Origin of the sequence: Streptomyces sp. NPDC089424 (assembly GCF_044749345.1) — a bacterium.
In the GTDB taxonomy this organism is placed as follows: Bacteria; Actinomycetota; Actinomycetes; order Streptomycetales; family Streptomycetaceae; genus Streptomyces.
In genome coordinates, this window is record NZ_JBIVHU010000001.1 from 334,739 (window position 1) to 348,922 (window position 14,184).

The window sequence follows — 14,184 nt, forward strand, 5'->3', positions numbered from 1 at the left end:
GTCAGAAGTCGTCCAGACCCTCCTCCCGGCGGATCATCCGCCAGGCCGCGCGCCGCGCGCTGCGGTCGAGGTTGGACTTGAAGTCCCGGTCCGCGCCGAAGTACCGCTTGCCGAGGGTGTCGATCGTGGAGACATGGTCCATCATGTTCTCCTCGAACTTCTTGTCGAAGACGACGCCGAAGTTCTCCTCGTCGTTGACGAGGGCGGCGGCCCGGACCTTCGGGTCCTTCTTCGTCGCGTTGAAGGCCGGGAGGACGTCCTCCTCGGTGAACTCCGTGCCGAACTTCGCGTTGAACTTCTCGATCAGGTCGGACAGCAGCGACTTCTCGGCGTCCTTCCCGCCGCCGACCCCGTCGCCGAACCCCTTGAGTTCGGCGGGGCCTTCGGGGAGCAGGGACTTGTCGTGCTCGCCGGTCTTCTCGACGCGCAGGTGGCTGAGGTCGACCTCGCCTATGTCGACGCCGCCGTCCGCGAGGCGGGGGAGCCGGTTGAGCAGGTAACGCCCGTATAGGTACAGGCGCTCCAGGTCGGCGTCCTGGTAGGGGACGATCTGCGCGAGAAAGCCGTACTTGCGGACGTAGTCGTTGAGGTTGGCCCGGAACTCCTCGGCGGCCTCTACGTCGTCCTCCTCCTCGCTCTCCAGGAGGACGCTGAAGCGGGTGACGGCGGGGGAGAGGAGCCGGTACAGCTCGGCGTGCAGCTTCTCCCACTTGGCCTGGGACCCGCCGGCCTTCTCCTGCGCCTCGAAGTACGCGGCGACGAGCTCGTCCATGTCCTGCTCCGAGATGATCGGCGCGGACATGACCCGGCTCTGGGCCGTGTACAGGAGGTTCGGGTCGGAGGGCAGGGTGTGCGCCTCCTCGAAGTACGGGCGGAAGGCGTCCTGGATGTCCTCGGCGTCGTTGACGAAGTCCAGGACGGCCAGATCGGCCTGTGACTTGCGGTCGGCGGTGCGGTTGAGGCGGGAGAGCGTCTGCACGGCGGCGATGCCGGTCAGCGTCTTGTTGACGTACATCGTCGTGAGGAGAGGCTGGTCGAAGCCGGTCTGGTACTTCTCGGCGACGACGAGGATCCGGTACTCCTGCTGCCCCTTGCCGCCGGCCTTCGCGGCCTTGTCGTCGGTACGGGTGTAGGCGAAGGCCTTGGGCAGCGCGCTCTCCGGCAGACCGCCGTTCTCCTTGCTCTCGGTGGTCTCCTCACCGTCGATGGTGAGGGACCCGGAGAAGGCGACCAGGACGCCGAGGTCCGGGTACTTGGAGTCGTACTCGCGGTCGGCGATGTAGCTCTGGATGGCGCGGGCCATCTGTACGGCGGAGTGGCGGGACGCCGTGACGACCATGGCCTTGGCCCGGCCACCGAGCCGGCCGCGGGTGTGGGCGAGGAAGTGCTCGACGATCACCGTGGCGTGCTGGGACACGGTGTGCTCGTGCATGAGGGCGAACCGGGCGAGGTGGCTGTTCGCCTTGGAGGGGTCGACCTCCTTCTCGTCGCGGTTGAGGTTCGCGAGCTTCCAGTAGGTGTTGTAGGTGACGTAGTTGCGCAGCGGGTCGAGGATGAAGCCCTCCTCGATGGCCTGACGCATGGAGTAGGTGTGGAAGGGGCGGTAGACGGTTTTGCCGTTCTCCACGCCTTCCGTGCCGAAGAGTTCGAGCGTCTTGGACTTGGGGGTCGCGGTGAAGGCGAAGTAGGAGAGGTTGGCGGCCTGGGAGCGCTCGACCGCCTTCGCCTTCAGCTTGTCGTCCACGGTGACCGTGATCGCGCCCTGGTCGTCCGAGTCGGCGTCCAGGCCGAGGTCGCGCAGGGCGGACTTCACAGCGGTGGCGGCGTCGCCGGACTGGGAGGAGTGCGCCTCGTCGACGATGATCGCGAAGCGGGTGCCCTTGATCTCGGTCGGGTTGCGCTTGATGTAGTCCAGCAGCGCGGGGAACGAGTGCAGGGTGACGGTGACGATCTTCCCGGTGTCCCGGGAGAGTGCGCGGGCGAGCTGCTCGCTCTTGGACCCGTGCTTCTCGTCGACCTTCACGACCAGGCCGTCGGTCTGCGAGAAGCTGCCGACAGTCGCCGAGAGCTGGGCGTCCAGTGCGCGGCGGTCGGTGATGACGATGACCTTGTCGAACACGGGCTCGCCGGGCTTGATACGGCCGTCGGCGAGAGCATCGGGTCGAAGGACGTGCGGATCGCGGCGGGCGTGCAGGTCGCTGAGGCGGTGGGCCAGCCAGCCGATGGTGTTGGACTTTCCGGACCCGGCGGAGGCCATGACCAGGTAGTTCTGGCCGGCGCCGTGCACGGACGCGTGCGCGGTGAGCTTGCGGACCACGTCCCACTGGTGGAAGCGCGGGAAGATCGTCGACTTGGTGGTGCCGCCGCCGGGCGTCTTGTGCTTCTGCTGGTGCACGAAACGCTGGAGGAGGTCGAGCCAGTTGTCCCGCTGCCAGACCTCTTCCCAGAGGTAGGAGGTCGCGTACTTGCCGTGGGCGGTGGGCGCCGGGTTTCCGGCCCCGCCGGGCTGGCCGGGGCCGTTCGAACCGGTGTTGAACGGCAAGAACCGGGTGCTCTTGCCGCGCAGTTGCGTGGTGACGAAGACCAGGTCCGGGTCGACCGCGAAGTTGGCGATGACGCGACGCGTGAAGATCAGCTCGGTCGGGTCGCGGTCGGTCCTGTACTGCTCCTTGGCCTGCTCGACGCCCTGCCCCGTGAGGGGGTTCTTCAACTCGGCGGTGGCGACGGGGATGCCGTTGAGGAACAGGGTCAGGTCGAGGCGGTGACCCCAGTCGGCCTGCTTGGTGGCGTAGGGGAGCTCGCGGACGACGGTGAGACGGTTGGCCCGGTAGCCGTCGAGGACGGAGTCCGCAGAGATGAGGTTGGGCTTGAAGTAGGCGACGCGGAGCCGGACCCCGCGGTCTTTCACGCCGTTGCGGAGGACGTGGAGCAGCCCGTCCTCGGCGATGGCCCGGTCGAGGCGCTGCGCGAAACCGCGCTGCGCCTCGTTGGGGTTACCGCCATAGACGGTGAGCAGTTCGTTCCACTCGTCGGGCTGCGTCGCGCCAATGAAGGTGAACAGCTCGTTGGTGTCCAGACCGAGGTCGGCCTGGTAGTCCTCCGGGTTCGCCTCCCGCCAGCCGCGATCACAGAGGGCCGCGACGATCGCGGAACCGAAGGACGACTCGTCATGCACGGGGCTCACGCGGAGACTCCTTCGGTCACGTTGCGGCCGCTGGCGGTGTAGACGTCGAACTGGCCGGTGACGGCGGCGGTGATGAGTGCTTGGCGGCGTTCGGCAAGCAAAGAAGCCTGACGCCGAAGCTTGCTGAGAACCTGGTCTTGGCTGTTGAGAACTACGTTCAGCCGGTCAACGCGATACTGCTGCTCGGAAACGTCCGGAACGGGGGCCAGGAAGGAAAGCGTCTGGGCTGCGCTGATAACCTCTTGCGCAGCTCCGTACTGGGACACCTGCACTTGGCCCCGTCCTGCCGGCGAGTTGATGAATGCTGACAAAAACTGCGGCAGAATCGCCCGGCCGCGCCGCAAAATGAGCACGGACGCACAATTTGCTCCGTCGTACTTCTCGGTCACGACGGCGGCCCTACCTGGGGAGCCAGCTCGGACCACCAGAACGTCACCACTACGGACGCGTGACCGGCGGAGCTCCTCGTTACTTTCATGAGACATGAACTTCATGCCATGCGGCTCGATCCACCCGGATCGCACATTGAATCCATGGATGAAAGGAACTCCATCGTCCGTAAAGTACGTCGATGGGTTGATGACGACGCCAACGTTCACTGCCGGAATGACCCGGCGTAGAGGCAATACCGGCCAAGTGTGGGGCACGGTGCCTACGAGGGGATGCTGGATCGAGTCGAGACCGCCTGACGAGACGCACTCGGCCAGTGCAGCCGTGCGGCGCTCGGCCAGCAAGTCCATCTGCTTAGAGCGCGCGGTGGCAATTTGATCGATACGTGCCATCTCGGCGTCGAGGAAGTCGGCGATGTGGCGCTGCTCGTCCAGCGATGGCAACCGCACCGGGAGGTGCGTAATGTCCTCCGGCGCCACTCGCTGGTGACTGCGGGTTACAGATTGAACCTGGGAGTCCAAGACCTGGCGCGTTGCCTCGGACTGAAGAAAATAAGCGAGGAACCGAGGTTCGAGCTTGGCCCCCGGGAGGAGACCAACGAATTCGGTTGAGGAGACGATTGGCAGCGGCGAGTCAGTGGCGATCAGGACCCGGCTCTTTCGTGGGTTCAACTTGCTGACCAGCACCTCCCCACCTTGCAGTCGGAGCTTTGCGGACTTGATGGAGTCAGTTGCCTCAACCTGACCTGTTCCTGTCGCGTCAACAGCCGGGATGCTGTAATGCACAACCTGGTCGCCGAGGTCGGAGGGGTCAACCGCTACACGAGTTTCGGTAGCGACGGACCAGAGCGGCACGGTTCGCCAGTTGGTGGTCTTCATTCCGTGACCTCTCCCAGCAGCTCTTGGATTTCTGCCTCCAGTGCCTTCAAATCCGCGTCGATCTCCGCCAGCGGCCGCGGCGGCTCGTACACGTAGAAGTGCCGCGTGAACGGGATCTCATACCCGACCTTCGTCTTGCTGTGGTCGATCCACGCGTCCGGTACGTGCGGGTGGACCTCCCGCGCCAGGTACTCCTCGACATCCTCGCCCAACGACACGTTCTCGAAGTCCCGAAGCTCGGCGTCCGGCTCCGGCTCACCCTTGACGCGCTGTACCTCGCCCTCCGGGTCCCGCACCCCAACAACCTCACGCAGCGCCTTGTTGAACGGCGCCCCGGTCGGCCACGTCCCGCCGGCCCGCACCACCGCGTCCTTCAGCGTGAGCCAAGCCTCCTGCTTCGTACCCCAACTGGCGCCCATCAGAGACTTGAAGGCGTCCGCCAGGACCGGAGCTTGCGGCAGCTTCTGGATCACCTTGGACGCCTCCAGCGCCCCCAGCGTCTCCTCCGAGATCTCGAACCGCAGCTTCAGCGGGCGTTCCACCGTGATCCGCTGGTAGCCGAAGTCCTCGTTCCAGAAGACCTTCACCTTGCCGTGCAGCGGGTGCTCCGCATCCCCCGCCACCGCCAGTGCCTCGCCGTACAGCTTGACCACCGTGGCGATGTGGTCGGCGCCGAGGTGCTTGCGCTTGTCGCCCAGCGACTTGCGCATCTTCTGCCACTGGTCCCGCGCGTCGAGCAGCACGACCTTGCCCTTGTGGTCCGGGCTCTTGCGGTTGGTCAGGATCCAGAAGTAGGTGGAGATGCCGGTGTTGTAGAAGAGCTGGTCCGGCAGGGCCACGATGCCCTCCAGCCAGTCGTTCTCCAGGATCCAGCGGCGGATCTCCGACTCGCCCGAGCCGGCCGCGCCCGTGAACAGCGGCGAGCCGTTGAAGACGATCGCGATGCGCGAGCCGCCCCCGCCGTTCACGTCCACCGGCTTCATCTTGTCGATCATGTGCTGGAGGAACAGCAGCGAGCCGTCGTTGATGCGCGGCAGGCCCGCGCCGAAGCGGCCGGCCTCGCCGAGCTCTTTGTGCTCGGCCTCGACCTCGTCCTTGACCTTCTTCCACTCCACGCCGAACGGCGGGTTGGCCAGCATGTAGTCGAAGGTCTTGCGCTTGTGGCCGTCGTCGGAGAAGGAGTTGCCGAAGGCGATGTTCTCCGGGTCCTGGCCCTTGATCATGAGGTCGGACCGGCAGATCGCCCACGACTCCGGGTTGAGCTCCTGCCCGTACACCTCCACCGTGGCGTCCGGGTTCAGCTCCGTGATCAGGTCGTCCATCGCGGAGAGCATGCCGCCCGTGCCGCAGGCCGGGTCGAGGACCGTGCGCACCGCGCCCGGAAGCTGGAGCGCGTCGCCGTCCGGGGCGACGAGCAGCCGCACCATGAGCTGGATGACCTCACGCGGCGTGAAGTGCTCACCGGCCGTCTCGTTGGACTGCTCGGAGAAGCGGCGGATCAACTCCTCGAAGATGTAACCCATGTTGTGGTTGGGCACGACCTCGGGACGCAGGTCCAGGTCGGTGAACTCGCCGATGACCTGGTAGAGCAGACCTGCGCTGTCCAGCCGCTTGATCTGCTGGGCGAACTCGAAGCGGTCCAGGACGCCGCGGGCGTTGTCGGAGAACGCCCCGACGTACACCGCGAGGTTCTTCGCTGCGTTCTGCGGGTCCGCCGCGATCTTCTTCAGGGTCAGGCTGGACCTGTTGTAGAAGGCGTGGCCCGAGGCCCGGCGCAGGAAGCGGTCCGGGTCGATGTCACTGTCCTTGTACTGTCCCGCGATCTCCGCGACCTTCTCGCGGGTCGGTTCCAGCACGCACTCCAGTCGCCGCAGCACCGTGAACGGCAGGATGACCTTGCCGTAGTCGGACTGCTTGTAGTCCCCCCGCAGGAGGTCGGCGACGGACCATGCGTGGTTCGCCAACTCCGTGTGCTTGCTGCTGTTCAAGACTTCTTCCGCTTCCCTTCCAGGGCCGGTACGGATGACGTGGAGCGCGGCGGGAGGGTGGGGCCCTCGTCCGTCCGCATCAGAAGTGAGTGGAGTTCGACAGTTTTGGCTTCGCTCGGGACGAGCTGCCCGCCCGTGAGGCCGTCGGCCACGAGCCGTGCCGTCTCCTCGGCCAACTCCTCGGCCCTGCGGGCCTGTTCACGCAGTGCGGCAACGTGCCGGAACGCCTCCCCGTACCGCCGCTGTTCCTCCAGCGGCAGCAGGGGAACGCGCAGTCGGCCCGGGCTGAGATGCAGTGTGGAGCTGCCGGTCGAGGCGCCGGTCAGGTTGGCCTCCGAGCCGAGGAAGCCGTAGAGGAACCAGGGGTCGAGCCGCGCCGGATCGGGCCGGAAGAGGTGAAGGCCCGGACCGAGCAGTACGCCCGCCTCGTCCTCACCCGCGACCCGCGCGACGGGACCCCTGCCGCCGATCAGGCCACGCACCAGCACGTCGCCCGCGGCGATCTCCGGCACCTGGTCGGCGGCCTGCCCCTCCTCGATCCGCCCCGTCGGTCCGCTTCCGCTGGCGATGTCGCCGCCGGTGAGGGCGGGCCGGGTCGCCCCGCCACCCGCCCCCGGATCCCCCTCGCCGTCCGCCTGCCTCGGCGACGCAGGGGCTGTCCGCAGGACTTTCAGCGCGCCGCCCCGGGCCAGGTCGGACACCGTGGCCGAACGCCACTGGCGGGCCTCGTCGCCCGCGGCGTCCCACAGTTCCGTGGCGGCCAGCCGCGCGACCGACTGCGCCGCACCTGTCAGCGCCTCCCGGGCCGCGACGGTCTGGTCGACCAGCTCCCGCGGGTCCGTATCCGCCTGGGATGCACGCACCTGCCGGGCCGGGGTCACGTCGACGACCTCGTCGAGCAGGTCGACCACGCTCACCGCCCGCGCCACACCGGCCTGTGCCTCGAACCCGTCCGGCTCCTCGGAGTACGACGTCCACGCGGAGACGATCTGCTCGGTCACCCGCGCCCAGTCCACCGCACCGGCACGGCTCCCGCCGCGTCCCGGAGCCGTGGGCTCGTCCGCCGTGTCGACGAAGAGCACCGTCTGGTACGCCGGCCGGGTCGGCTCCGGCCGCTGCAGCACCCACACCTGCAGGCCAATATGGAGCGGGATCGCCGCCCCCGGCGGCAGGGCCGCCACCGCCCGCAGCGCGCCGCTACGGATCAGCTCGGCACGGATGCGGCGGCCGGAGGTACGGGTCGCGGTGGCCGGCGGGAGGAGCAGCACGGCGTGGCCGCCCGGTTCGAGGTGGGCCAGCGCGTGCTGGACCCAGGCCAGTTCGGACTCGGCGCGGGGCGGGAAACCGTAGGCCCAGCGCGGGTCGTAGGCCAGTTCGTCGTGGCCCCAGTCCCGGTCGCCGTAGGGCGGGTTGCACAGCACGGCGTCGACGGTGAGGTCCGGGAAGGCGTCGGCGCGCAGGCTGTCGCCCGTGCGCACGATGACGTCCGCGCCCTCCCCGGCCGTCAGGGTCAGGCCGACCGCCGTGCGCCGCGCCTGGACCGGAAGACTGTCCTGCCCGTACAGCTCGCGCGCGCCGAGCGCGGCAGCGGCCGTCAGCAGGGTGCCGCTGCCACAAGCGGGGTCGAGGACGCGGGCCGGAGAGCCCGGGATCAGGCGGGCCAGCAGGTCGGCGAGCGGGGCCGGGGTGCGGTAGGCGCCGCTGGCGGCGCTGTCCTCCAACTCCCTCTCGGCCAGGACGGCCAGAGCCGTCTGTGCGCCCTCGTCACGGACGCAGAGCAGCAGGGCGCGCAGGACCGTGGTGTCGGCGTCGGTGAACCGGACGGGTTCCGTGGCCGGCGCCACGTCCGCGACGTCGGCTGCCGCGTCCTTCGCCTGCTTCACCAGGTCGGCGTCGGGCAGCGCGAGCAGACCGGTGAGGTCGTCGGCGGGGCGGCGGGCCGCCGCCAGGACCAATACGAGCAGATCGGACGCAGCGGCGCCGGCCTGCTCCCGGAGGCGCAGGGTGGTGCGCAGCTCCCCGCTGGGGGTGGCCGCCGTGTGCTGTCCGCGGGAGGCGAGCCATGCGCGGACCTCCTCCAGGTCGTACAGCGGGCTGCTGTCCGTGCCGCCCGAGGGCGCGGGGAAGTCGTCGTGCCGGCGTCGCCAGTTGCTGACGGTGGCGCGCGTGACACCCGCGATGCGGGAGATCTCGGCGGCTGTCACCTGGGCTGATGGTGCGGATGGCTGTGGCATGGATGAGTCCTGGCTCCGATGGACGGCGTGGTCACACCCTACAGCACGCGTCAACCCGAGTAAGCTGTTGGACAACGCTTTCACTGTCATGCTTACATGGAGTCGCTTCCGTCGGTGAGCGGTCCTCTGCGGCGTGAGGCGTCACTTGTCTTGCCACAGCCATGTCCTCGAGCGCCCAGCCCCTCGTCCTGCCCCGCCCCCCGGCGGACACCGGGACGCGCGGCACCTCGGGACCCGGCGACGGCCGACCACCACCCAGGGGGAACCCATGCGCCTGACCATGCCGAGCGGCATCCCGGAAGGAATCCCGCTCACCGTCATGCCGTTCCGCGAGGACGCGGTCATCGGCACCATGTCCCTCGCGACGCTGGTACGTCTCGTGCCGTCACCGCGTCAGGAGGAGGACCCGCGCGCCCTCAAGGCCGCGTCCGGTCACGACCGGCGTCACGCCGAGCTGCGCGCGACCGTGCAGCGGACGCTGAAGTCCCAGAAGGGCAAGAACATCCCGGACTACGCCGAGTACATCGCCGCCGGCATCCTCGGCAAGCACGGCTCCGCCTGGTCCACGCCACCGATCACGCTCTGGCACGCGGACGAGATCGCCGCGATGAGCGACGAGCTGGTCCCCGACTCGGGTCTGCGGACGCTGACCGTCGCTCCGGACGCCATGGTGATCGCCATCGACGGCGAGACCCAGACCACCGCCTGGCACGACATCTACCAGGACCCGGAATCCTTCGGCCTTACCTACACCGAGCTGAGCCGACGGGTCCGCATCCCCTTCGAGCTCTACCTGGGGATCTCCCCGGCGGACGCGCGGCAGATCTTCTACGACCGCAACGTCAAGGGCATCGACGTCGCCAAGAACCTGGCCATGTCCATGGACCAGCGCGACCTCGCCACCCGCCTCGTCTACGTCGTCGGCGAGAAGCTCGAGGTCGAGTCGGACGGCCGGCGGATGCCGTTCGGCAGGCTGGTCAACGCCGGCAAGCGGCAGCTCACCAGGACCGACAAGGAGGTCGTGACGCTCTCCGCGCTGCGGACGCTGATCGTCACCACCGTCTTCGGCAGCAAGGGTGTGCAGTACTCGGCGGCCAACGTCCAGGCGAACGACCTGCCGCCCCACACCGACGCCGACGAGGTGGAGGCGGTGGTCGTCCGCCTGGTGTCCCGGCTGATCGGGGGCCGCTTCCCGGACTTCGCCCGGCGCAGCGCCATCACCGCCCCGGCCGTGATGGCAGGCCTCGGCGTCCTGCTGCACCGCTCCACCCCCTGGTGCGACCCCGGCGACGCCCTGAGCTACGAGACGGTCGAGCACCTGCTCGCCGACGTCCGCTGGGAGCGCGAACCCGCCTACTGGGACGGCGTCTGCGCCAGCGTTGGCTCCACCGGCCGGCTCAACTTCAGTGGCGGCGTGAAGGACTCCGCCGGCCGCGTCGCGGGCGCGCTCCTCGACCCGAACAGCGAGTTGGGTCGAAAGATCCGTGGGGTGCGCGGCTGAACAGGCCTGCCGCGCAGCTTCCTTGACGCCGAGACCTTCTCAGCCGAGCGCCTCTCTCTGGACGAGGTCCCACTTGCGGGACTTGGTCTCCGGCTCCCGCGGCCGCGTATCCACACCCGTCAGTCCCCTCCCCGCCCACATCCATACAAGGAATGACGTCATGAGCTACCCGAAAATACCCGGCACGCTTTCCTCTTCCCCCTCTTCGGCCCCGTCCCCCGCCTCCGCGCTCCCGTCGGCCGGGAGGAAGCCCTCGTGGCGCGGAGTGCGGCTCGCCCACAGCGCCTCGACGCTCCTCGCACTGATCGCGGCGTCCACGGTCCGTGCGCGCAGGACCGTTCTCGCCGTTGTCGCGACGGCCGTGGGCTGCTCCCTGTGCGCCTGCTCCACCACCGGCGGCAGTCAGACCGACACCGCGCCGCCCGCGGCCACCGTCAGCGCTTCGCAGGACACCCAGAGCGCCGAGGACGCGCAGGACACCCAGGATGCCTCCGACAGTGACACCTTCACCGTCGCGCTGGGCAAGACCGCCACGTGGAACAACGGCGTTGAGGCGCACCTGAGCGGCTTCAGCCGGGGCACCTCCGGCGAGTACGCCAGCCCGTCCGGCAAGGCCTACCTGTCTTTCTCCGTCACCATGCAGAACGGCTCCAAGTCCACGATCGACCTGGCCATGGTCAGCCTCTCCTGCCCGGACGGCGCCGACGAGATCTTCGACACGGACGCGGGCTTCGACGGCGCGCCGGACACGCACCTGCTGCCGGGCAAGTCGCAGACCTGGAAGGCGGCCTGCGTGTTCCCCAAGACGGCCAGGAGCGCCCAGATCGAGATCATGCCGATGGACACCTCCGGCTCCGGCTGGTACCGCACGGCCATCTTCACCGGCCAGGTGCAGTAGCCCGGACCGCGGACGGAGCCCTGCCGGGTGCCGTCCGCGTCTCCGCACGGCGGCGGCTCACGCCTTCCCCGGCATCGGGTGCACCCGATGCCGGGCCCACGAGCCCGCCCGCACCCACGCCCGATCACACATCCTGTGCGGCCCCGCCCACCACCACCCGCGACCTGGGAGGCCATCGTGACGACAACCGAGCACACCGAGCTGATCCGTCGCTTCGCCGACGACTTCACCGCCCTGCAGGAGGCCGTCCTCGCCCGCATGAACGGGATCTGCGCTCCGGAGGTCGCCGCGGCCCTGGAGCACGCCTCGCTCACCGGCCCCATCACCGTCGCTCTCGCCCATGCCGACGTCCTCGCTCGCGGGGCCGTCCGGCGCGCGGAACTCTCGGCTCAGCCTCAGCCCCCCGAGCGGCTGCGAAGGCTGCGCGCACACGCGCGCACGGTGCGACGTACCCGGTCGCAGGCGGAAACCCTGTACAAGGAGCGGCGTGCCCGTAGCCTCACCGGCCGCTCCCGGCCGGTGGACACGCTGGAGCTGAGGGTGGCGCGCATGGCATCCCCGGCGGCCTTCGCCGAGGCCCTGCGGCAGGAACTCCGCGACAGGGGACTGCCGGACGGCACACCGCAGGCGCCGGAGAGCGACCTCGCCCAGTGGGCCTGGGACCGGAAAGCGGCAGGCGACGAACTGCCGGCACCGGTGCGTGAGCTGCGGGACTGCGACGACGACGCATTCGTTCAGGTCCTCCTGCGCGATGCCCGGGAGGAAGAGAACCCGTACCTCCCGCACGACGCGGTGGTCGAACGGTGGAGCCGCCATGCCCGTGCCGCGCTGGCCTGGGGCCGCTACGCGATCGGCCAGGCCGAACGGGACGTACTCGCCTGCGCCCCTTCCGTACGGCCCACCCGACTCGACGCTCTGGACGACGCCTACCAGGACACAGCGGTTCTCGCTGCCCGCTCCCGTGAAGCCCTGCTCCGGGTCACGGAACTCCACGACCGGATGTGGGCCTGCGTGACCACGGGACCTTTCGCGGAACTCGTCGCGCAGTGTCGCGCCACGGCTCTGGCGCGCTTCGCCGACGCCGAACCCGATTCGTGGCACAGCGTTCGTGAGTTGACCTTGAGGCACCAGGCGCACTGCCCCGAACAGGCCGACGGCTGCCCGCGCTGTCACCGCGCTATCGCCGCCGTCCTCGCCGACGCCCCGCCTTCCGACACGGACGAGGACGGGGCCGGGGAACATTCGACGGCAACGCTCCCGGCCTACGTGGACCGCTACGCCTTGCTGACCGACCTTCCCGACACCGCCGTTGTGGCCGTCGCCGACGCCGCCATCGGTGACGAGTCCGCACTGTCCGGCTACGGCTGGGCTGCAGAAGACGGGACCACCGGATACGGCGACTCTCTGGCCTCTAGCAGCGGTGAAGCCGAAGTCATCGGTATCTGCGCGGCCGCCCTCAGCCTCCTCGAGCGCCACGAGGATGCGCCCGTGGTCCTCCTGTGCGACAGCGTCCAGGCAGTCGAGGCAATCGACACGGCCCTGCGCTCCGCGGACCCGACCGTCGCCCACCGCACCCTCCTCTTCCCGGAGAGTCGGCAGCTGATGGACCGTTTGTTGCGCCACCGCCACCGCGTCCAGGTCCGCTGGCTCAAAGGCCACATCGGACACGATCTCAACGAAACCGCCGACGCCTTCGCCCGCCTCGCCCTCCGCCGCGCCAGCGGCCGAATCCCTCCCTCCGCCGCGCGGAAGGAGGAGGTTCGGATCCTGCGCTCGTTCGGCTCCGGGGCCGGCCCCCTGTCGGTCGCTGCCTGAGCCCACGGTTCGAGGCGGACAACCGCGGGACCCGCGGAGCAGCCTCGGCCAAGCGGTATACCGCCCTGCGAAACCGATCCCCCATCCCCGGACGGAAGTGAGCGACTCTCTTCATGGCCCATCCCCGGTGGCACCACATCCTCATGGAGTCCCAGCGTCACGCCCTCAAGGCGCTCGACGAATGGAACTGCTCCAGCGGCGACTACAGCGACTTCCTTACCCACATGCACAAGGCCTGGCACTATCTGCTCCACGCGGAATTCCACAGGGCGAACATCGACTACCACTACCGGGACGCCAGGACCGGCCGCCACCAGATGATCGACGGCGAACCCAAGGCCTGGGACCTCGAGAAGTGCCTCAAGGAGCGCTTTCTTGGCAGCGGAGACAGGGTGCGCCTCAACGCGGAGCTCTTCGTCGCCCTGCGCAACAAGGTGGAACACCGCTACGAGCACAACCTGAGGATCGTCACGGGCGGCAGGGCGCAGGCCTACGTCATCAACTACGAGCAGGAGATGGCCGGCCACTTCGGTGCCGGCTACAGCCTTGCCGACCGGCTCCGGTTCCCCCTCTCCGTCCAGGCGTTGACCGCGGACGGATACGAGGAGATGCGCAAGGCCGCCCGGCAGCTGCCCAGGAAGACCCGTGACCTGGTGGCCAGGTACGAGGCGGGCATCGATCCCTCCGTCCTCGACGACCCTAGGTACGACTACCGCGTACGGCTGGTGCCCATCACCGGCTCCAAGACGGATGCCGACCTGGCGGTCAACTTCGTCAAGCTCGACGACCTGACTGAGGACGAGCGTCGGACCATGGTCGAGGCCGGACGTAGCGGAACCGTCATCACCCGGGACCGCCATGTCGAGGTGGCGGACCTGAACAGGATGCGCCCGACGCAGGTCGCCGCCCGCGTCGAGGAGCAACTGCCTTTCCGGTTCAGCGCATCCAGAGAACACGCGGAGATGTGGAAGCGGCTGAGGATCCGTCCGGTCAAGGGTTCCGACAACCCTTATGCCACCGTCCCCAGGTACTGCTCGTACAACGAAGCCTTCGACCAGTACGTCTACACCCAGGCATGGATAAACAAGATTCTCAAGGAGATCGGGACGGCCGAGCTGTACCGCGCGTTCTTCGGCAGGGAGCCGCGCATGAAGACGAGGGTCGTCGCGTCGAGGGAGGCGGCGTAGAGGGCGTCGTGTGCCGAGGAGTCGAGCGGTAGGACAGCAAACGCCGAGGCGATCGCCCGCTGAGTGTGCAGGCGATGGGTGTCACGGTCGTTTGACGCGAGTGCCCAGG

8 protein-coding genes are annotated in these 14,184 nt (G+C 68.7%); 4 read left to right on the forward strand and 4 right to left on the reverse strand.

Annotation, left to right across the window (positions count from 1 at the left end):
* Position 1: 1 nt before the first annotated feature.
* Genes ACIP2X_RS01425 through ACIP2X_RS01440 form a run of 4 tightly spaced genes read right to left on the reverse strand, consistent with a single transcriptional unit; the run spans position 2 to position 8,644 of the window.
* A complete protein-coding gene (locus ACIP2X_RS01425) occupies positions 2–3,184 on the reverse strand; it encodes a type I restriction endonuclease subunit R (protein ID WP_401665984.1) in 3,183 nt (1,060 codons plus the stop codon).
* Positions 3,181–4,452, reverse strand: coding sequence for a restriction endonuclease subunit S (locus ACIP2X_RS01430; RefSeq protein ID WP_401665987.1), 1,272 nt, complete (start codon positions 4,450–4,452; stop codon positions 3,181–3,183). The genes ACIP2X_RS01425 and ACIP2X_RS01430 overlap by 4 nt, the downstream gene beginning before the upstream one ends.
* Complete coding sequence (locus ACIP2X_RS01435; RefSeq protein WP_401665989.1) at positions 4,449–6,440, reverse strand: N-6 DNA methylase; 1,992 nt, start codon at positions 6,438–6,440, stop codon at positions 4,449–4,451. Before ACIP2X_RS01435 ends, ACIP2X_RS01430 begins: the two co-directional genes overlap by 4 nt.
* Positions 6,437–8,644: an N-6 DNA methylase gene (locus tag ACIP2X_RS01440; RefSeq protein ID WP_401665992.1), complete on the reverse strand. Its 2,208-nt coding sequence runs from the start codon at positions 8,642–8,644 to the stop codon at positions 6,437–6,439. The genes ACIP2X_RS01435 and ACIP2X_RS01440 overlap by 4 nt, the downstream gene beginning before the upstream one ends.
* Before the next feature lie 298 nt (positions 8,645–8,942).
* Here ACIP2X_RS01440 and ACIP2X_RS01445 point away from each other — a divergent pair, with 298 nt between their 5' ends.
* The 4 genes from ACIP2X_RS01445 to ACIP2X_RS01460 all read left to right on the forward strand — a co-directional run bounded on the left by ACIP2X_RS01445 (position 8,943) and on the right by ACIP2X_RS01460 (position 14,075).
* The gene (locus ACIP2X_RS01445) at positions 8,943–10,175 is read left to right on the forward strand and encodes a hypothetical protein (RefSeq protein ID WP_401665994.1); all 1,233 of its coding nucleotides are present in this window, start codon (positions 8,943–8,945) and stop codon (positions 10,173–10,175) included.
* A gap of 160 nt (positions 10,176–10,335) precedes the next feature.
* The gene (locus ACIP2X_RS01450) at positions 10,336–11,073 is read left to right on the forward strand and encodes a hypothetical protein (RefSeq protein WP_401665996.1); all 738 of its coding nucleotides are present in this window, start codon (positions 10,336–10,338) and stop codon (positions 11,071–11,073) included.
* 177 nt (positions 11,074–11,250) lie between these two features.
* Entirely contained in the window at positions 11,251–12,888 is a 1,638-nt protein-coding gene (locus tag ACIP2X_RS01455; protein ID WP_401665999.1) for a ribonuclease HI, read from the forward strand.
* Positions 12,889–13,001: 113 nt separating this feature from the next.
* Positions 13,002–14,075 carry a DUF3644 domain-containing protein gene (locus tag ACIP2X_RS01460; RefSeq protein ID WP_401666002.1) on the forward strand — a complete coding sequence of 358 codons (1,074 nt, stop codon included), beginning with the start codon at positions 13,002–13,004 and terminating at the stop codon, positions 14,073–14,075.
* Positions 14,076–14,184: the final 109 nt, after the last annotated feature.